This window comes from Bacteroides cellulosilyticus (assembly GCF_020091405.1).
In the GTDB taxonomy this organism is placed as follows: Bacteria; Bacteroidota; Bacteroidia; order Bacteroidales; family Bacteroidaceae; genus Bacteroides.
The window spans coordinates 5,832,594-5,845,901 of record NZ_CP081903.1; the positions used below are offsets into that span (position 1 = coordinate 5,832,594).

At 37.7% G+C, this 13,308-nt stretch carries 25 protein-coding genes, 1 tRNA gene and 1 pseudogene; 2 read left to right on the forward strand and 25 right to left on the reverse strand.

The window, feature by feature from the left end:
• Positions 1-39: 39 nt before the first annotated feature.
• The 18 genes and pseudogenes from K6V21_RS22405 to K6V21_RS22490 form a co-directional block, all read right to left on the reverse strand.
• On the reverse strand, positions 40-870 hold the full coding sequence (locus K6V21_RS22405; RefSeq protein ID WP_224319934.1) for a hypothetical protein: 831 nt from the start codon (positions 868-870) through the stop codon (positions 40-42).
• A gap of 67 nt (positions 871-937) precedes the next feature.
• The gene (locus tag K6V21_RS22410) at positions 938-1,330 is read right to left on the reverse strand and encodes a type II toxin-antitoxin system HicB family antitoxin (RefSeq protein ID WP_138291663.1); all 393 of its coding nucleotides are present in this window, start codon (positions 1,328-1,330) and stop codon (positions 938-940) included.
• 35 nt (positions 1,331-1,365) lie between these two features.
• Entirely contained in the window at positions 1,366-1,554 is a 189-nt protein-coding gene (locus tag K6V21_RS22415) for a type II toxin-antitoxin system HicA family toxin (protein ID WP_004288889.1), read from the reverse strand.
• Between the two features lie 132 nt (positions 1,555-1,686).
• The gene (locus tag K6V21_RS22420; RefSeq protein WP_224319935.1) at positions 1,687-3,216 is read right to left on the reverse strand and encodes a phage portal protein; all 1,530 of its coding nucleotides are present in this window, start codon (positions 3,214-3,216) and stop codon (positions 1,687-1,689) included.
• A gap of 11 nt (positions 3,217-3,227) precedes the next feature.
• Positions 3,228-4,496, reverse strand: coding sequence for a PBSX family phage terminase large subunit (locus K6V21_RS22425; protein WP_224319936.1), 1,269 nt, complete (start codon positions 4,494-4,496; stop codon positions 3,228-3,230).
• Positions 4,493-5,008: a hypothetical protein gene (locus tag K6V21_RS22430; RefSeq protein ID WP_224319937.1), complete on the reverse strand. Its 516-nt coding sequence runs from the start codon at positions 5,006-5,008 to the stop codon at positions 4,493-4,495. Before K6V21_RS22430 ends, K6V21_RS22425 begins: the two co-directional genes overlap by 4 nt.
• A 5-nt stretch (positions 5,009-5,013) precedes the next feature.
• Entirely contained in the window at positions 5,014-5,196 is a 183-nt protein-coding gene (locus tag K6V21_RS22435; RefSeq protein ID WP_224319938.1) for a hypothetical protein, read from the reverse strand.
• Between the two features lie 3 nt (positions 5,197-5,199).
• Positions 5,200-5,940 (reverse strand): annotated as a pseudogene (locus K6V21_RS22440) (ParB N-terminal domain-containing protein).
• A 178-nt stretch (positions 5,941-6,118) separates the two neighbouring features.
• The gene (locus tag K6V21_RS22445) at positions 6,119-6,793 is read right to left on the reverse strand and encodes a phosphoadenosine phosphosulfate reductase family protein (RefSeq protein ID WP_224319940.1); all 675 of its coding nucleotides are present in this window, start codon (positions 6,791-6,793) and stop codon (positions 6,119-6,121) included.
• 200 nt (positions 6,794-6,993) lie between these two features.
• Positions 6,994-7,383, reverse strand: coding sequence for an ASCH domain-containing protein (locus K6V21_RS22450; RefSeq protein ID WP_224319941.1), 390 nt, complete (start codon positions 7,381-7,383; stop codon positions 6,994-6,996).
• A 32-nt stretch (positions 7,384-7,415) separates the two neighbouring features.
• Positions 7,416-7,488 (reverse strand) — tRNA-Val (locus K6V21_RS22455).
• A gap of 71 nt (positions 7,489-7,559) precedes the next feature.
• A complete protein-coding gene (locus K6V21_RS22460; protein WP_224319942.1) occupies positions 7,560-7,766 on the reverse strand; it encodes a DUF3873 family protein in 207 nt (68 codons plus the stop codon).
• On the reverse strand, positions 7,763-8,086 hold the full coding sequence (locus K6V21_RS22465; protein ID WP_147401441.1) for a hypothetical protein: 324 nt from the start codon (positions 8,084-8,086) through the stop codon (positions 7,763-7,765). The genes K6V21_RS22460 and K6V21_RS22465 overlap by 4 nt, the downstream gene beginning before the upstream one ends.
• 2 nt (positions 8,087-8,088) lie before the next feature.
• Positions 8,089-8,283, reverse strand: coding sequence for a hypothetical protein (locus tag K6V21_RS22470; RefSeq protein WP_224319943.1), 195 nt, complete (start codon positions 8,281-8,283; stop codon positions 8,089-8,091).
• A 188-nt stretch (positions 8,284-8,471) separates the two neighbouring features.
• Positions 8,472-8,684, reverse strand: a complete 213-nt coding sequence (locus K6V21_RS22475; protein ID WP_118462722.1) for a hypothetical protein — start codon at positions 8,682-8,684, stop codon at positions 8,472-8,474.
• A gap of 13 nt (positions 8,685-8,697) precedes the next feature.
• The gene (locus tag K6V21_RS22480) at positions 8,698-8,895 is read right to left on the reverse strand and encodes a hypothetical protein (protein ID WP_118462724.1); all 198 of its coding nucleotides are present in this window, start codon (positions 8,893-8,895) and stop codon (positions 8,698-8,700) included.
• A 43-nt stretch (positions 8,896-8,938) separates the two neighbouring features.
• Positions 8,939-9,112, reverse strand: a complete 174-nt coding sequence (locus tag K6V21_RS22485; RefSeq protein WP_224319944.1) for a hypothetical protein — start codon at positions 9,110-9,112, stop codon at positions 8,939-8,941.
• Positions 9,113-9,181: 69 nt separating this feature from the next.
• Positions 9,182-9,430, reverse strand: coding sequence for a hypothetical protein (locus K6V21_RS22490; protein WP_118462730.1), 249 nt, complete (start codon positions 9,428-9,430; stop codon positions 9,182-9,184).
• Positions 9,431-9,619: 189 nt separating this feature from the next.
• Between K6V21_RS22490 and K6V21_RS22495 the strand changes: the two genes are divergently transcribed.
• Both K6V21_RS22495 and K6V21_RS22500 read left to right on the forward strand, forming a co-directional pair.
• Positions 9,620-9,865, forward strand: a complete 246-nt coding sequence (locus K6V21_RS22495; RefSeq protein WP_224319945.1) for a helix-turn-helix domain-containing protein — start codon at positions 9,620-9,622, stop codon at positions 9,863-9,865.
• 1 nt (position 9,866) lies between these two features.
• Complete coding sequence (locus K6V21_RS22500; RefSeq protein WP_118462733.1) at positions 9,867-10,472, forward strand: hypothetical protein; 606 nt, start codon at positions 9,867-9,869, stop codon at positions 10,470-10,472.
• An 11-nt stretch (positions 10,473-10,483) separates the two neighbouring features.
• Here K6V21_RS22500 and K6V21_RS22505 read toward each other — a convergent pair whose 3' ends face one another.
• The 7 genes from K6V21_RS22505 to K6V21_RS22535 all read right to left on the reverse strand — a co-directional run bounded on the left by K6V21_RS22505 (position 10,484) and on the right by K6V21_RS22535 (position 13,295).
• The gene (locus tag K6V21_RS22505; protein ID WP_224319946.1) at positions 10,484-10,921 is read right to left on the reverse strand and encodes a hypothetical protein; all 438 of its coding nucleotides are present in this window, start codon (positions 10,919-10,921) and stop codon (positions 10,484-10,486) included.
• A gap of 88 nt (positions 10,922-11,009) precedes the next feature.
• Positions 11,010-11,189 carry a hypothetical protein gene (locus tag K6V21_RS22510; protein WP_224319947.1) on the reverse strand — a complete coding sequence of 60 codons (180 nt, stop codon included), beginning with the start codon at positions 11,187-11,189 and terminating at the stop codon, positions 11,010-11,012.
• Positions 11,190-11,208: 19 nt separating this feature from the next.
• Positions 11,209-11,583 (reverse strand): helix-turn-helix domain-containing protein, encoded by a 375-nt coding sequence (locus tag K6V21_RS22515; RefSeq protein WP_224319948.1) that lies wholly within the window; start codon positions 11,581-11,583, stop codon positions 11,209-11,211.
• Positions 11,584-11,608: 25 nt separating this feature from the next.
• On the reverse strand, positions 11,609-12,553 hold the full coding sequence (locus K6V21_RS22520; protein WP_224322080.1) for a site-specific integrase: 945 nt from the start codon (positions 12,551-12,553) through the stop codon (positions 11,609-11,611).
• A 66-nt stretch (positions 12,554-12,619) separates the two neighbouring features.
• A complete protein-coding gene (locus K6V21_RS22525) occupies positions 12,620-12,799 on the reverse strand; it encodes a hypothetical protein (protein ID WP_224319949.1) in 180 nt (59 codons plus the stop codon).
• A gap of 29 nt (positions 12,800-12,828) precedes the next feature.
• Positions 12,829-13,026 carry a hypothetical protein gene (locus K6V21_RS22530; RefSeq protein ID WP_224319950.1) on the reverse strand — a complete coding sequence of 66 codons (198 nt, stop codon included), beginning with the start codon at positions 13,024-13,026 and terminating at the stop codon, positions 12,829-12,831.
• Between the two features lie 17 nt (positions 13,027-13,043).
• Positions 13,044-13,295 (reverse strand): hypothetical protein, encoded by a 252-nt coding sequence (locus tag K6V21_RS22535; protein WP_224319951.1) that lies wholly within the window; start codon positions 13,293-13,295, stop codon positions 13,044-13,046.
• Between the last annotated feature and the right edge of the window lie 13 nt (positions 13,296-13,308).

The following is a 13,308-nucleotide window of genomic DNA, read 5'->3' on the forward strand; positions in this document are numbered from 1 at the left end:
TTAATATACACTTTATATGATTTTGACTATAACTGAAAACTAATATTCAAGATTTCTTATTTCAACCTCCAATTCTTTTATTTTTTCATTTTCATCATTAAGCAAATCAGTTGATGCACAATTCAACGCTTTGGTAAGTTTATCCATATTATCTTTTTGAATATCAAAAACATGAATAAATTTATCTTTCCACTCATATATCATATTATTTCCTGCCATTTTTAGCATTGACAATTGTAATTTATCTTTCTCTTCTACAAAAGGCAATAAAATATCAACATTAGCAAAACTCTTATGAGCGCTCTTATCCATAGTGTTCAAATACTTAATATATGCTGGTAGTATTTTATTATAGATATTCACAAACTCATTAACAACCCCGTGATAAACAATATACTCTGCACTTTTTTCTTTATTCTGAAAAAAGAATTCTATTCTCTTAAGTGCATTCAATACAGAAGATTGATAATCGTATACCTTTGCAATCAATTCAGCATTTGTTGTTTTATAATCAATATACTGTATTAACTTAATAAACTCATTGAACTCAAGTATTGATATATTACTTTCTATAATTCCTTTTAATTCTTTGTATAAAACTTTGTAATTATCTACTTTATTACGTAATGAAATAAGCTTTTGTTCTTTTACATATTCCCTTCGACTATAATTCCGCTGCATTACAACTCCAACAGATGTTGCAATAACCGACGATATTATATTACCCCATATTGTTAACCAAACTTTTTCATCACCTATAACAGGAAAAAATGATTGTAATGGTAATATGAAATTTAATAGCAATAACAATGAAGTTAATATTATTACAATCCATATCCATCCTTTCCAGTATATATGTTTCTTTCTCATATCAACATCTATTAACGGATAAACCATTATTCCAGTCTCTACCTTAAATCTCAAAAAGCTGACGTATTCACAATAGATTTATGGCAGACAGTTCCTTTGTCAATGATTGAATACCCCTCTGAATTTTCTCTAACTGCTGCCTGCGAGGTTTGTGAACTCCGGCAGCATAATGCCACAACTGGCGTTCATTGATTCCTGTAATACGGCTCAATGCAGCCTTAGTAAAGATATTACTGTAATAGTTGATAAATGTAGCAGCATCAATCTTAAACTTCAACTCAAACTCCCCAGATAACACTTCGCAGGGACTATCGTTATCTTCCAAATATAACTCGATCGCCTCCTTCATATTATCCTCCAACTCCTTCATGTCATTACCTACAGTTATGACCGGAGCACCTTCGATATAAGCACTCAAATTCTTTCCTGCATGTTCTACAATCACTTCTACTGTTTTCATATTACCTCCTTTTTAAAATTGAGAGAACAAGGGGGCTACTTTAGCCCCGCTTGTCTCAAAATGCTGTAATAAGTGCCTTTCTCAACGCCTTTGCTATTATGATTCGGTACAATAACCACTTTACCATCTTTTTCAAATTTCATGTGGCTACCTTTCTGACTCTTTAGAACAAAACCGTTTTCTTGCAACATAGTTACAACGTCTTTTACTGATTTGTAACTCATAACGCTTTGGACTTAATTACCATGCAAATATAGTAATAATACGAATATTATCAAAGCATTTATTCGTTATTTTACTATGAATATAAAAATAGCGGTAACTCCGAAGAATTACCGCTAACCATTCTATTTTTCTTATACTAAAATTATAAACCTCGTAATTTTTCTGACTAAGAAGCGTTTTTTTTGTCCCTTATTTCCGATTTGCTCATTCTTTGCTGCTTGCTCCTCTTTGATTTCTGCAAGTTCCTCTTCTACCCTATCAGCATTCCCGGCAAACATAATCCCCTCACGTGTTGACCAAATGCCACCACTGACAGCGGAGACGGCAGTAGTCACCTTGTCGTTCAAATCATCAATCATATATGGAACAAGGTCTGTTTCTATGTCAATGGTCTGTGATGCCTTACTAAACTCGGAAGGATTGATAGAACCTAAAGCAGAAACAAGGAAATTAACCCTTCGCTGTAAAAACTCACCTATCACTTCCGCATGATTACTTACGCTCATATGGGCACCCATGAACATGAAACGGAAAGCGGTTCCTGATGCTTTGCCTACACCCTTCAATGTCTCAAAGGATATTCTTGGAGTATTGGACATATCATAAGCGTTGTTCGTAAGTGTTTCGGCTTCAAAACGTATTGTTTCTGGGACTTGGTTCCACGTCAAATATTGAGCATCTGCACCTTGCCCGGTAAGCTTCACGATTTTGTCTTTATTCTTCCCGACAAAGCCTTCCACATCACCGACTAATTTTAGCAATGGGAAAAAATGATAATCTATGCAATCGGCATAATTGGATAACAGTTTCTCTAATCGGACACGGAAGGTCTTTATCTTCTTGCAATAAGGTTCGGGACGATAGGCATAGAGAATCGGCAGTTTGGGGAATCCATGAGCGAAAGCTATTCTTTCTTCGTACCCCTTAGATAAATCCCACTGATAAACCATCTTGTCCGTAATAGTCATAAAGCAGATGACTTCCGAATCATCCATGAGCTTCTTTTTGTACTCACGTGAGAAAGCAATCATTTTACCTTCATCGTTGAAGAACGGATAAAGCTTATCCCCACGGAACGGAGACCATAATACGCTTTTCAGCTTCTTGGTAGGTTTTACCTTGCCTCCGAATGTAGTCTTAACTTTCTTCCAAAACTTAGCCCAAAACGAATCATCATCGGTCACATACCAATATTCGGCTACTTCCTGCTCAGAAAGCCAAGAACGGACAATCTTCTTGTTCTGATACTTGATTTTATTGGACTTAAATACAGCCTTGACAGCATCCAGCAGCTTTTTCTCGTCATCATCGGTCGGAGTGCAATCCATAGATGGCTCGGTCCCGACAGTGAAAGCTGTTTGAATGTTCACTATATCCTGTTCCAATGGAATAGAAATACGGTTTACCGGTTCGTCCTTGTACTTCGCTTCAATTTCGTATGTTTTACCGGTCTCTTCATCGAAAACTTTCTCCGCTTCTTTTTCAAGCACCTTTCTGTCTGGATACTTCTCTTTATCCACCATGATTTCATGGCGCTCCGGATTCCAATCATCCCACAATTCGCAACGGTTGGGAAGCTCGGTTTTTCTACCTTTCTTCAAGTAGCTTATTTTCTGCCCGATGTCAGGCAATGCTAATATTTCTTCAAGCGTTAATGGCATAATCTATATTTTTAGTGTGTGAATATTCCAGTTAAATCTTTCGGCTTCAAAATGCGTCCAAGCAAACAACCCAATACATAATATCTAATGGCATCCATCAAATGATTATATTCATCTACTGGCTCATTGATGTAGTTTCCATCCTTATCTTTGTCCCAAACATATTTCCGAAGTTCAGTAATAATATTGTAAGAGCGTTCTGTTACAAAGAACTCCATGTCTTTAATCTTATCAATACCCGCTTTGATTGAGCCGGGAAACTTATCTACCGGATAAATATTCACGCCTCTGTTCTTTATCTCTTGAATCAATCGAGGGTCTTGCGAATCGGCAAAAACTTTCATAGAGAAAGGTTTTAATCTGTTGGCAATAGCCGACGAAAGCATATCCGTTTCATAGAAAAGTTCATCAACATACAAACGGTTATCAATGATGCCACATCTTACAGCAGCGGAAGGATCATTAGTAAATCCAAAGTCCTGCCCTATTCCTACCTTTTTGCATTCCCGTGGGAACTCCTTCACAATACCCCACTTCTTGAATACCGCACCTTCCGCCACGTCAGCCCACCGACCGATAACCACATGAGCATATTTTTCGGGGTTGTTTACCTTCATATCCTCCACTTCTTTCAAGAACTCAGGTGAAAGATTCTCCAAGTTATCAAAATACGTAGTATGGATATGAAGTACATTCGGATGAGTGGAGATTTGAACCTGCACACCGTCAATCTCCACCAGCTTGTGAGTTTTCTCAATATACTTCTGGTAGATGAAGTGATTGGAATCGCACGGATTCATTATGATGATAATCCGGTTCTGAATTCCTTTTTTACGGATGGAGAGCATTATTTTATCGAACTCTTCTTCATTCGTCCACTCTTCCGCTTCATCACAGACGAAAGTAGTGATGCCTTGAATAGATTTCAGTTTTGCCGTCTGATTCCCGGAAGAAGTCTTGATGCCTCGGAACATGATACGGCTCTTAGTCATTTTATTGACTATATCCGTCTTGGTAGTTTTGAAATACTTGGTTGTTCCGTCTAACTCTATCTTCTCCATCATTTCGGGGATGATAGACATACCGGCAGAAACCATCGTGTAGCGGGTGTAGAGAATCTGATGAACAATCTTCTCGGCCTCCGTCATTTCAAAGGTCAGCCGTTCGATGAAGGTTGAAGCGTTGAAAGACTTACCGGAGCCGCGACCACCGGTGATAAGGATAATGAATTTCTCATTATCGGTGTATAGAGGGTGGTATATTGCCTGGGGTTCTATCATTTCAGTTTGTCTTTAATCCAGGAATCAATACTGATACCGTGGTTTATGTCAGTAGGAATGTCAGCTTCTTCATCCTGCTTACGTTCAACTTTTCTCCAATCTTCATCGTAATGATATAACCAAACAGACTGCGCTTGTAAACTTGGAGCCAGTTCACCTTCTACGATTTGAACTTCTTCCTCGCCCGTCAGGTTGCCCTCTCTGTCCTTAATTTTTCTGATAGTGGTGTTCTTAGTCTTAATACCACCAAGAGCCATAGCAAGGAACTTAGCACGTACAAGAGCGTTTATAGCACAACGCGCACGCGATAATACTTCGTTCAATTCGGGGTACTCACCTTTCTTCTCACAAAAAGTTTGAGGACATAACCCAACGGCATGAGCAATTTCCTTATCAGTGAATCCCTTTTTAGCATACGATTCTACGAGAGAAAGAAAGTCCTCGCTTGTATAGTCAAACTTTGGCTTTCTTCCTCCTTTACCTTTTCTGCTTTGAGATTCACTATTGCTCATATTACTTATTCACTCCAAGGATTTTCGTCTTCTTCCTCAACGTAAATCCGTTTTAGTCTATCAGATACTTCTTTCAATTCATGTTTCATCTGCTTTACATGAAATTCGGCAGGCATGGGAATTTCCATTGCGCCTAATAGGTTATCTATCGTGTCGATAACTTCCGCAAATTCATCTGGTGCAATCATATATCAATCTATTCTTTCTACTTGTTCATCAAATACCTCTCCCTTTATAAACTTCATATCTGGTTCATACCCGAACCTTTCGCAGAAAGCGGCTTTAGCTTCATAGGTATCGAAGGACAACATCACATAGGCATCCATGTTCTCGGCTTGCTTCTATGCGTTTTCTTTCACCCGTTGCTTGACCTCTTTCATGTGGGCAACCTTTTCGGCACGTTCCAACTGTTTGGCGGCCTTATCGGCTTCTTTCTGTTCGGAAACTGGGACCATCATATCAGACAGAGCATCTGCGATAGAGCTTTCTTCTTCGGTTTGTAACAGGTAATCGACACCTATCATGTTCAAATCGGCATCCGTTAAACCGGCGTCTTTCCAATCAATATCGGGAACAATTCGGGCAAGAGCATCAAAATCCCAAGTACCTTGTGCGTTAGGGTTGTTCATCAAAATGTTCAACTCTTTTTCCTGCTGTTCATCCACATCAATGACATCGACACGGATACAGTAGTCGTTATCGGGAAACTTCTGTAATTCGTCCATGACGGATAAACGCTGGTGTCCGCTGACTACGGTAAACCCTGTACGTTTGTTCACGACAATTCCACCTACCAGTCCAAATTTCTTGATACCACGTTTTAATGTCTTGCGTGATTCCTCGGATAGTTTTCGGGGATTATAGTCTGCAAGGTGAATGGCGGAACGGTTAAGCTCCACCGATTCACTCTTTATGTATTTACTCAGTTCCATGTTAGCCATTGCTTAAACCTCTTGCAGCCTGCTGCGCTCTTGCATTCTGATATGCACGATTTACTCTATATGCACGGGCATAAGCACCGCTTCTGTTCCAATTGATGTTGCTATAAACTCTTCTTGCTTGTTCTGCAAGTTGGGCTTCTGATTTTCTTCTAACTCGGCAATCCTCCAATTATTTTTGTTGATTATGATACTCCCAAAGCACTCTTTCAGCCATTGGGAAAACTTTATAAATTCTCTGTAAATCCTGCGGGTAATTCTTCTCCATCCAAAGCATACAATCAAGATTGAAGCCTACTCCCGAACTGGCTTTCAATGAATACCGAACTGGTTCGGGTAAATTATGCTGCCTCATATAAGCAAGAATATCTTTCTGTGTCCAGTCAGCCAAAGGATAAACCATACCGTTATTCTCGTAACTATTTGCCTCATAGACTTTCAGCATCAAACGCCTATTCATTCCATCAGCCTTTTTCATACCCATGAATGTGTAATAAACACCATGAGCAAGCTGCATAGCTTTTACCACATCAGCAAGTTTCAGCAACTTTACTTTCGGATTAGGTACGCAGTACATGCCACCTCTAAGAATGTAGGTAAGATTCCAATGAGGCACTTGTACAAACTCTATCTTCGGATATTTGGCTTTAGTCCAGTTTATCCAACGGTTAATATGCTCTAAATCCTTGACGAAGTACATGAACACACAAACAATCCGGTCAAACTTCGGATAGATTAAATCAAGCAGAACAAGCGAATCTTTACCCAAGGATAAAAACAGTAAAGCCTCATTCGATTTTACCCGAATGAGGTCTATATACCGGTTCGCTTGCTCTACCTTATTCATAGCTAACCACCTGATAATCCAAATGAAACACGGAGGTCACTGTAACGTTGTCTACGTGAACCTAACTGGGTGGCGCTTGCCGTACCCCTACGATTAGCAACTAATCTACCGCCTGCACCTGCACCGTTCATGTTCCGACGGGGGCCGGCTACTTTGTTAATCCTTCTTCTGACTCAGCAAATCAATTTTTAATAAAACAATTAATCTATATGTTTCTCTAATATCTTGCCCAACGTGTAATCAATTTGAGCAGCTAAATACTCTTCACCTTGATGCTCGTAAATAATATCGTTACCGTTTTTATCGGTAAGGATAACCGCTTCTGCCGACTTTACCTCAACAACGATATAAGGGCGTTTGCCTGTATAAGCACCTGTAAGAAGTTTGATGGCATCATACTGAATTGGCTTCAACTCAACTTCACCTTCTTCAGGTAATTCTGCATCAGCCGGATATTCTTTACCACCACAAAGGTAGGTGATATACTTCTTTGCGTTGGTAGGCCTGATTTCACGGTATTCGTGAGTTTTCTTACCGGTCAATATTTCATCAAAATACTTTTGCTTAATACTAAGCGTCAAAATGTTCATAATCGTGTCAATTTAAAAGTTAATAATCATTGTTGCGGGACAGGGATTCGAACCCCGGACCTCTACCAAGTCAAAGTAGCGAGCTGACCACTGCTCTACCCCGCGATAGTACCCCAAAGATACTACCGCAACCAAAGATAATGAAATATCTTCAATCGTTATACACGACAATCGGTTTATTGTCGTGAACTAAGCCAAATATCTCTTTCTTCTCTGCAAGCTTTCAGTGTTGGGGCTACAGTTGCAAACAGATCACCTGATTCTGTTCGATAATCATACTGATACATTCGCTTTGGCTTACCTTTGATTTTCACTGTGAAGGTGCAATAATTCTCTTTACCTGGTTGGCATACGCTGCAACCGTTTTCGTTTATTGAGTTCATAAGCTATATTTTACTGTATTATCTTCAATCCAAACCTCAGACGCATTTCGTCTTTGCATCACACTATCATGGTAAACTTGATTTTCTTTGGATATTCTCGCAAATTCAGTTTTAACTTGGCTTAATTCACGCTCTAACCTTAATACTTTTTGAGAATCCGATTCACCGTTATCTTTCATAAATGGTGTCATTTCCATATCTCGCATTGCATCCAAATGGTCTATAAAATCACTTGCAACTTTCTCGATTACATCGGTTGATGCAGAAATATCATATTCTTGAAATATATCTGCCATTGCTTCTATATCTTCATTTCTCATAATCATTCAGTTCTATAAGTTTTACCACCAAATTTCTCATCGCCATCTACCAATATATGATAGCTGATATAAGGCTTGTTCTCTTTATCGTTATGCTCTTTGCATTTAACCCTTGCTTCTTCAATTGTATCGCATTTGCACATGGTGTATTCGGGATAGCCATCGAAGTATCTTACAACTCTATATTCTTTGCTCATAATCATTTACGTTTTTCAATATTGCTTTTAATTCTACACAACACAAGTAATATATATATATCAATGTCATACAGATAATATACAATAAGCAATCTGTTTTGCTAATTGATTTTGTAACATGAGAGGCTGAAATGAAAACAAACATTACAAAATACGTGATTACATCTGCTCTATTCATACGCTTTTATTTATTTTATTGGTTTCCAATGTGTAATATATCCATCATCTAAATTGCTATAATACTCTTCTTCGTCACTTAAACCTAAACACACCCAAACTTCACCATCTTTATCTACAGTGCCAGTATATTCATAGTCACCGGTATGTAATTTCACCTTTTCGTTAACGGGAGGAATGCAATCAGCAATCCTTATCCACCCTTCATTATCCAATGTTTCCATAATAATCCAACATTTAAAATTTCACATTCAATCTCTCTTCACTCGTATAAGCCACAACAAGACCAGTTTCATCATGCTGTATGGTGATGTACTTTTCACCCCTCTCTATAGTAGAGAAGTCGTACGGCGTACATAGCTTACCCAACACTTTGCCCAGTTGCTTCATCAATGGGGCTTCGGGGCTGATAACTAAAACTAAATCCGCTTTCATAATCGTGTGTATTGTGGTAGCCCGAAGGCTACCGGATTAAAACTTAGAACTTCTCTATTTTGAGATTGTCGTTAATGATAAACATACGTCCACACTCTAAAATCACATGAGTATCCGTGACTCTCTTTATCACTCTTACTACATCATCGTGCGATATGCGTGGTGTGCCATCTGCATAGTGACCATTAGCTAAATCACCTGAAATTCTGTATCTCAAACCAATTTCTATTTCTTTTATATTCATAATCTTCTATATTGCGCAGGGCAAAAGCCCTGCCGGTTAAACTTATAATATTGTAATCTCTTTGCTACCTATTTCTGTATCTACATTCAGAACCTCATACTTTTGAGCCTTGTAGTTGTAAACGATCTCACAAGTATTGAAACCTCTACCATCTTCTCTTTGGTCATAAACAGTATTTATATGCTGATACATTTTATTGCCTAACATGAAGTTTACCTTACCTGACGTGCAGAAGTAAAATGCTACTGCATATTTCAATGTCTTCTCTTCATCAATCTTCTTTGTTGCCATATCTTATATATTTTAATTGTTATTCAAACTATGTTTTTATTATCACGATGCAAATATCAAATTTTATTTTGAATAAAACAAATTTTGATAGAAAATTTTTCAAATTATTTTTTGATACTATTCTTTATATATTCTATGTATAATTTGAAAACTATTCCTATCTTTGCATCAAATTATAATTTGAATATCATGCTAAGAGTACAAGAAATCTGCAAACAGCAGGGCATTACCATGCAAGACCTTGCTAAAAGAATGGGAGTGACATATCAGGCCTTGTATGCCGCAGTGTCCGGCAACCCTACCATTGGGAAGTTAGGTGAAATAGCAAAGGCATTAGATGTAGGAATAATTGACTTACTGAATGAGGATAAAGAAGAAAACGCTATTATTTGCCCCCATTGTGGAAAAAAGATAAAAATAGAGAAAGGAGAATGATATGGATGTCAATACAATTATCAATATTATTGCTGTCATTTTAGCCATAGGGAACTTTATATTCTTGTGCAGTATATCTCGAAAGAAAGCATATAACGAAGAAAAAGGGAAGAATCTTGCTACCAAAGAAGACATAGAAAGCATTACTAATATCATTAAATCAGTAGAATCCCAATACAATAATTCATTAGAATTGTTCAAAATGGAATTACTCAATGAATATGAGTTTTCAAAATCACTTTTTGAAATATGCAATAATTTAGACAAAGAGTTAATAAATCATCTAATTGAATGTAAAAAAGACATTGAAATGGATGAAAGTTATGAGTCACAAGGACAATTAGGACAAGCTATTAAATCTATCAATGATTTAGGAGATTTCTTACACTGTTACGAATCTAGATATTCAAATTTAAAGAACTTCAACAAATTAATACAAGAATGCGATAAAATGTATGGTGTCTATATTGATTTAGATAGCGGAAGAGATATTCAATTTACAAATTATCGTCCCATAACAAAGAAGGTTCAGAAGTATATAAAAGACATACTTAAAATAATAATTCCACCAATTAAAGTAGGTAACGCAGAAAAGCCGGAGCACTAAACTCCGGCTCATTAATTGATTAGCCCTTTGAATTTTAACCGATTTACGATTTCGGTGTAAAGATACTCTATATCCCCACTGAAATCCCCATAGTTCTGATACAGAAACACGACATCCGCACAGTTGTCGGAAATGGTACATTCTGATTGAACTCCAAGAACCTTTGCTATTTCTGGACGTAACCCTGATGCCATTTTCCCACCGGCAAGCGAGCTTGGAGAAAACAGGTACAGGATAATGAAAATGAACTTCTTTCGTTGTGTTACACTATCAATACAAGGGGGAAGACTTCTGCTATTCAACAACTCAACGAAGATTTTATAGATATCCCCAATAAGGCTTTTATCTCTCAAAATCGGTAAAGCTAAGGTATTTTCTTCTTCTGAAAGTTCTGATTTCTCAATTCTGATTTTTTTAAGACGAATTATTTTGTTAAAATCCAGTTCCATAACACAATTATTTTAAAAGTAAATAGTATATTTGCATCATAATCGTGTGAGGAGCTGGTTCATAGTCGTGTGTGGGCTGGCTCTTTCTTTATTTTACAGACTTATCTTTTCTCTGAATAGTCTCATCCTTTTCGTCGATTCCTCTACCCCACATCATTGCAGAATATAGAGCGCCTGCATATAAAAAGAGCTCCTCACTATTGGTAAGGAACTCAACTTTCAAAGCCTTATCAAAAGCTTTGCTGTATAAGTATTTATTTATTTCCATTTTTTCTCAAATCATATTTTTATATATATTTACTAACCGTAGTTCGACTTACTCCAAGTGTACGAGCAATGTCTTTAAGAGGCATCCCTTCCTGTACAAGTTTGCCTACCTCTTCAACTTCAATATGCACGCGAGGATTTCCTCCTTTCCTTTCTGGAGAGGGTTCAATCCCAAACTGACGCCGCCTCTTTTGAGCGTATTCCTTGGTACATTTGTCTTTGGTTACATAGATAACAGTACGCTGGTCGATGCGTAGAGGATATAACCTTTTCTCAATCTCCCTGTGCTCTTCTACGAGACGTTCGGCATCTCCGTTGACCGTTGTATCAACTTTCTTGTATCTGTCTGAAATAACTTGTTTATTACGTTTTCTGATATTGGAATTTACATTCATAGTTATATTTACTGTTTATTGGTTATTACTTTCTAAAAAACATATCCCCGGAAATTGATCGGGCTGTATCGTCACCTGTCAACCGGATGTAACGGAAGAAGTTCTGTTCAGTCCGGTGTCCGGTGAGTTTCATAATCTCAAAGGTCTTCATCCGGCCAGTGAGGTACATGTTGGTAGCTGCGCTTCTCCTCGCAGTATGACTGCTGATCAATTCCCATTTCTCACGAGTGACGGTCTTTAATTTACCACCTTGTGTATAAGAGTAAGTCACAAGATCATTCAGTCCGATTTCCTTCATAATCACCTTTAGATACTTATTAAAGTATTGGATGCAAAGTCCACCGGGAATATCACCGCCATATTTCTCAAAGATTTCTTTCACATAATCATGTGCAGGTACTTTAACGTCTACATTGGTTTTCTTGGTCCGTTTGATAATATAATCGCCCTGATAGTTATCCTTCGTCAGTGTGGAGTAATCAGAATAACGAAGAGCAGTGAGGCACCCTACCACAAACAAATCACGGATGCGCTCTTTAGCCCTGCGTTTATCTTGTTTCTCGAACTTATAATAATAAATGCGTGTAATTTCGTTCATGCTGAGGAATACGGCTGAGGTTTCCTCCAGCCGGATGTCAATCCCTTCATAAGAAGGGTCTACCGCATAATTATACTGGCTTGCCTTTCGTACCATAGACTGAATTTTTAAGATGTAACCAACGATTGTATTATGTCGTAATCCGTATTCTTCGAGATAGACAATGAAATCATCCAGAAACTCCTCAGTGATTGAGTTGGTGAAAATATCGCAATCATACAACTCTGAGAATTGATCGATATGCTTCATGATTGCATCATAGACTACTGCATAGTTTGCAGACTTGCGTCTGGATCTCTTTTCAAGTACTTCGCGTGCAAAACCTGTGAAGTAAATTCCTTCAAGCGGTTTTTCTTGCCGGAAGTGGTTAATATAGTCCTTTCTCGCTTGGCGGGGCTGGACCGAGGAAAATACTTGTAATGTTGCGGCTGTATCATTTTAAGGGTTATTATCATCATTATCCGTATCGGAGGAAATATCCTCTTCTATTTCGATTCCATCTTCACAAGCTACATTCTCACAGAATGCCTCTTTTTGATGAAATTCACACCATCCGTTACCGAATGAATCTTCATTGGTGAATAGCTTGCATTCGCCACATACTTGTTTCTCATTCATATAAATATTCCTTTCTATTTCGATTTACGTTAATCTTCATCATATACACAAAGCACCTCAATGTCTTTAAAAGAATAGCTTTCGGCACAATATTTTATTTCGTCTATCTTATCCGCTATATCCTTTTCTGTAAAGTCTATTGGCAGATTCAATATCGTGTCAATACGATTTGTAAAACTTGTACTGGAAACATAGTTCCCTGTAACCCTTACTTTTGCTTTCTTCATATCATTTCTTATTTGATTTACGTTAATTGATTTAATGATGTATTATCAAAATATTCACAAGCAACATCATCAGCTTTTGCAGCATTTTTACCGCCTAAACAACATTCACAAAAAGAGTCACAATCGCCGCAATGGTGTGTCATAATATCAGAATATTTTATACTTGTACACGTTCCATACTCAGGAGGTGTAAGATTACGTAGACAAATCGGTTCACCGTCTTCGTTTATTTGACAATGAGCACAATATTCACAATCAAAATGTGCCATAATGTTCCTTTCT

Bases quoted from the DNA above. Each gene is read 5' to 3' on its own strand.
- K6V21_RS22435 (WP_224319938.1), bottom strand. From the start codon at position 5,196: ATGATTGCACCAGATGAATTTGCGGAAGTTATCGACACGATAGATAAC.
- K6V21_RS22430 (WP_224319937.1), bottom strand. From the start codon at position 5,008: ATGAGCAATAGTGAATCTCAAAGCAGAAAAGGTAAAGGAGGAAGAAAG.
- K6V21_RS22525 (WP_224319949.1), bottom strand. From the start codon at position 12,799: ATGAATGAGAAACAAGTATGTGGCGAATGCAAGCTATTCACCAATGAA.
- K6V21_RS22495 (WP_224319945.1), top strand. From the start codon at position 9,620: ATGCTAAGAGTACAAGAAATCTGCAAACAGCAGGGCATTACCATGCAA.
- K6V21_RS22420 (WP_224319935.1), bottom strand. From the start codon at position 3,216: ATGCCATTAACGCTTGAAGAAATATTAGCATTGCCTGACATCGGGCAG.
- K6V21_RS22490 (WP_118462730.1), bottom strand. From the start codon at position 9,430: ATGGCAACAAAGAAGATTGATGAAGAGAAGACATTGAAATATGCAGTA.
- K6V21_RS22410 (WP_138291663.1), bottom strand. From the start codon at position 1,330: ATGAAAACAGTAGAAGTGATTGTAGAACATGCAGGAAAGAATTTGAGT.
- K6V21_RS22480 (WP_118462724.1), bottom strand. From the start codon at position 8,895: ATGAAAGCGGATTTAGTTTTAGTTATCAGCCCCGAAGCCCCATTGATG.
- K6V21_RS22465 (WP_147401441.1), bottom strand. From the start codon at position 8,086: ATGAGAAATGAAGATATAGAAGCAATGGCAGATATATTTCAAGAATAT.
- K6V21_RS22450 (WP_224319941.1), bottom strand. From the start codon at position 7,383: ATGAACATTTTGACGCTTAGTATTAAGCAAAAGTATTTTGATGAAATA.
- K6V21_RS22535 (WP_224319951.1), bottom strand. From the start codon at position 13,295: ATGGCACATTTTGATTGTGAATATTGTGCTCATTGTCAAATAAACGAA.
- K6V21_RS22425 (WP_224319936.1), bottom strand. From the start codon at position 4,496: ATGATAGAACCCCAGGCAATATACCACCCTCTATACACCGATAATGAG.
- K6V21_RS22460 (WP_224319942.1), bottom strand. From the start codon at position 7,766: ATGAACTCAATAAACGAAAACGGTTGCAGCGTATGCCAACCAGGTAAA.
- K6V21_RS22510 (WP_224319947.1), bottom strand. From the start codon at position 11,189: ATGGAAATAAATAAATACTTATACAGCAAAGCTTTTGATAAGGCTTTG.
- K6V21_RS22470 (WP_224319943.1), bottom strand. From the start codon at position 8,283: ATGAGCAAAGAATATAGAGTTGTAAGATACTTCGATGGCTATCCCGAA.
- K6V21_RS22405 (WP_224319934.1), bottom strand. From the start codon at position 870: ATGAGAAAGAAACATATATACTGGAAAGGATGGATATGGATTGTAATA.
- K6V21_RS22515 (WP_224319948.1), bottom strand. From the start codon at position 11,583: ATGAATGTAAATTCCAATATCAGAAAACGTAATAAACAAGTTATTTCA.
- K6V21_RS22475 (WP_118462722.1), bottom strand. From the start codon at position 8,684: ATGGAAACATTGGATAATGAAGGGTGGATAAGGATTGCTGATTGCATT.
- K6V21_RS22445 (WP_224319940.1), bottom strand. From the start codon at position 6,793: ATGAATAAGGTAGAGCAAGCGAACCGGTATATAGACCTCATTCGGGTA.
- K6V21_RS22505 (WP_224319946.1), bottom strand. From the start codon at position 10,921: ATGGAACTGGATTTTAACAAAATAATTCGTCTTAAAAAAATCAGAATT.
- K6V21_RS22500 (WP_118462733.1), top strand. From the start codon at position 9,867: ATGGATGTCAATACAATTATCAATATTATTGCTGTCATTTTAGCCATA.
- K6V21_RS22415 (WP_004288889.1), bottom strand. From the start codon at position 1,554: ATGAGTTACAAATCAGTAAAAGACGTTGTAACTATGTTGCAAGAAAAC.
- K6V21_RS22530 (WP_224319950.1), bottom strand. From the start codon at position 13,026: ATGAAGAAAGCAAAAGTAAGGGTTACAGGGAACTATGTTTCCAGTACA.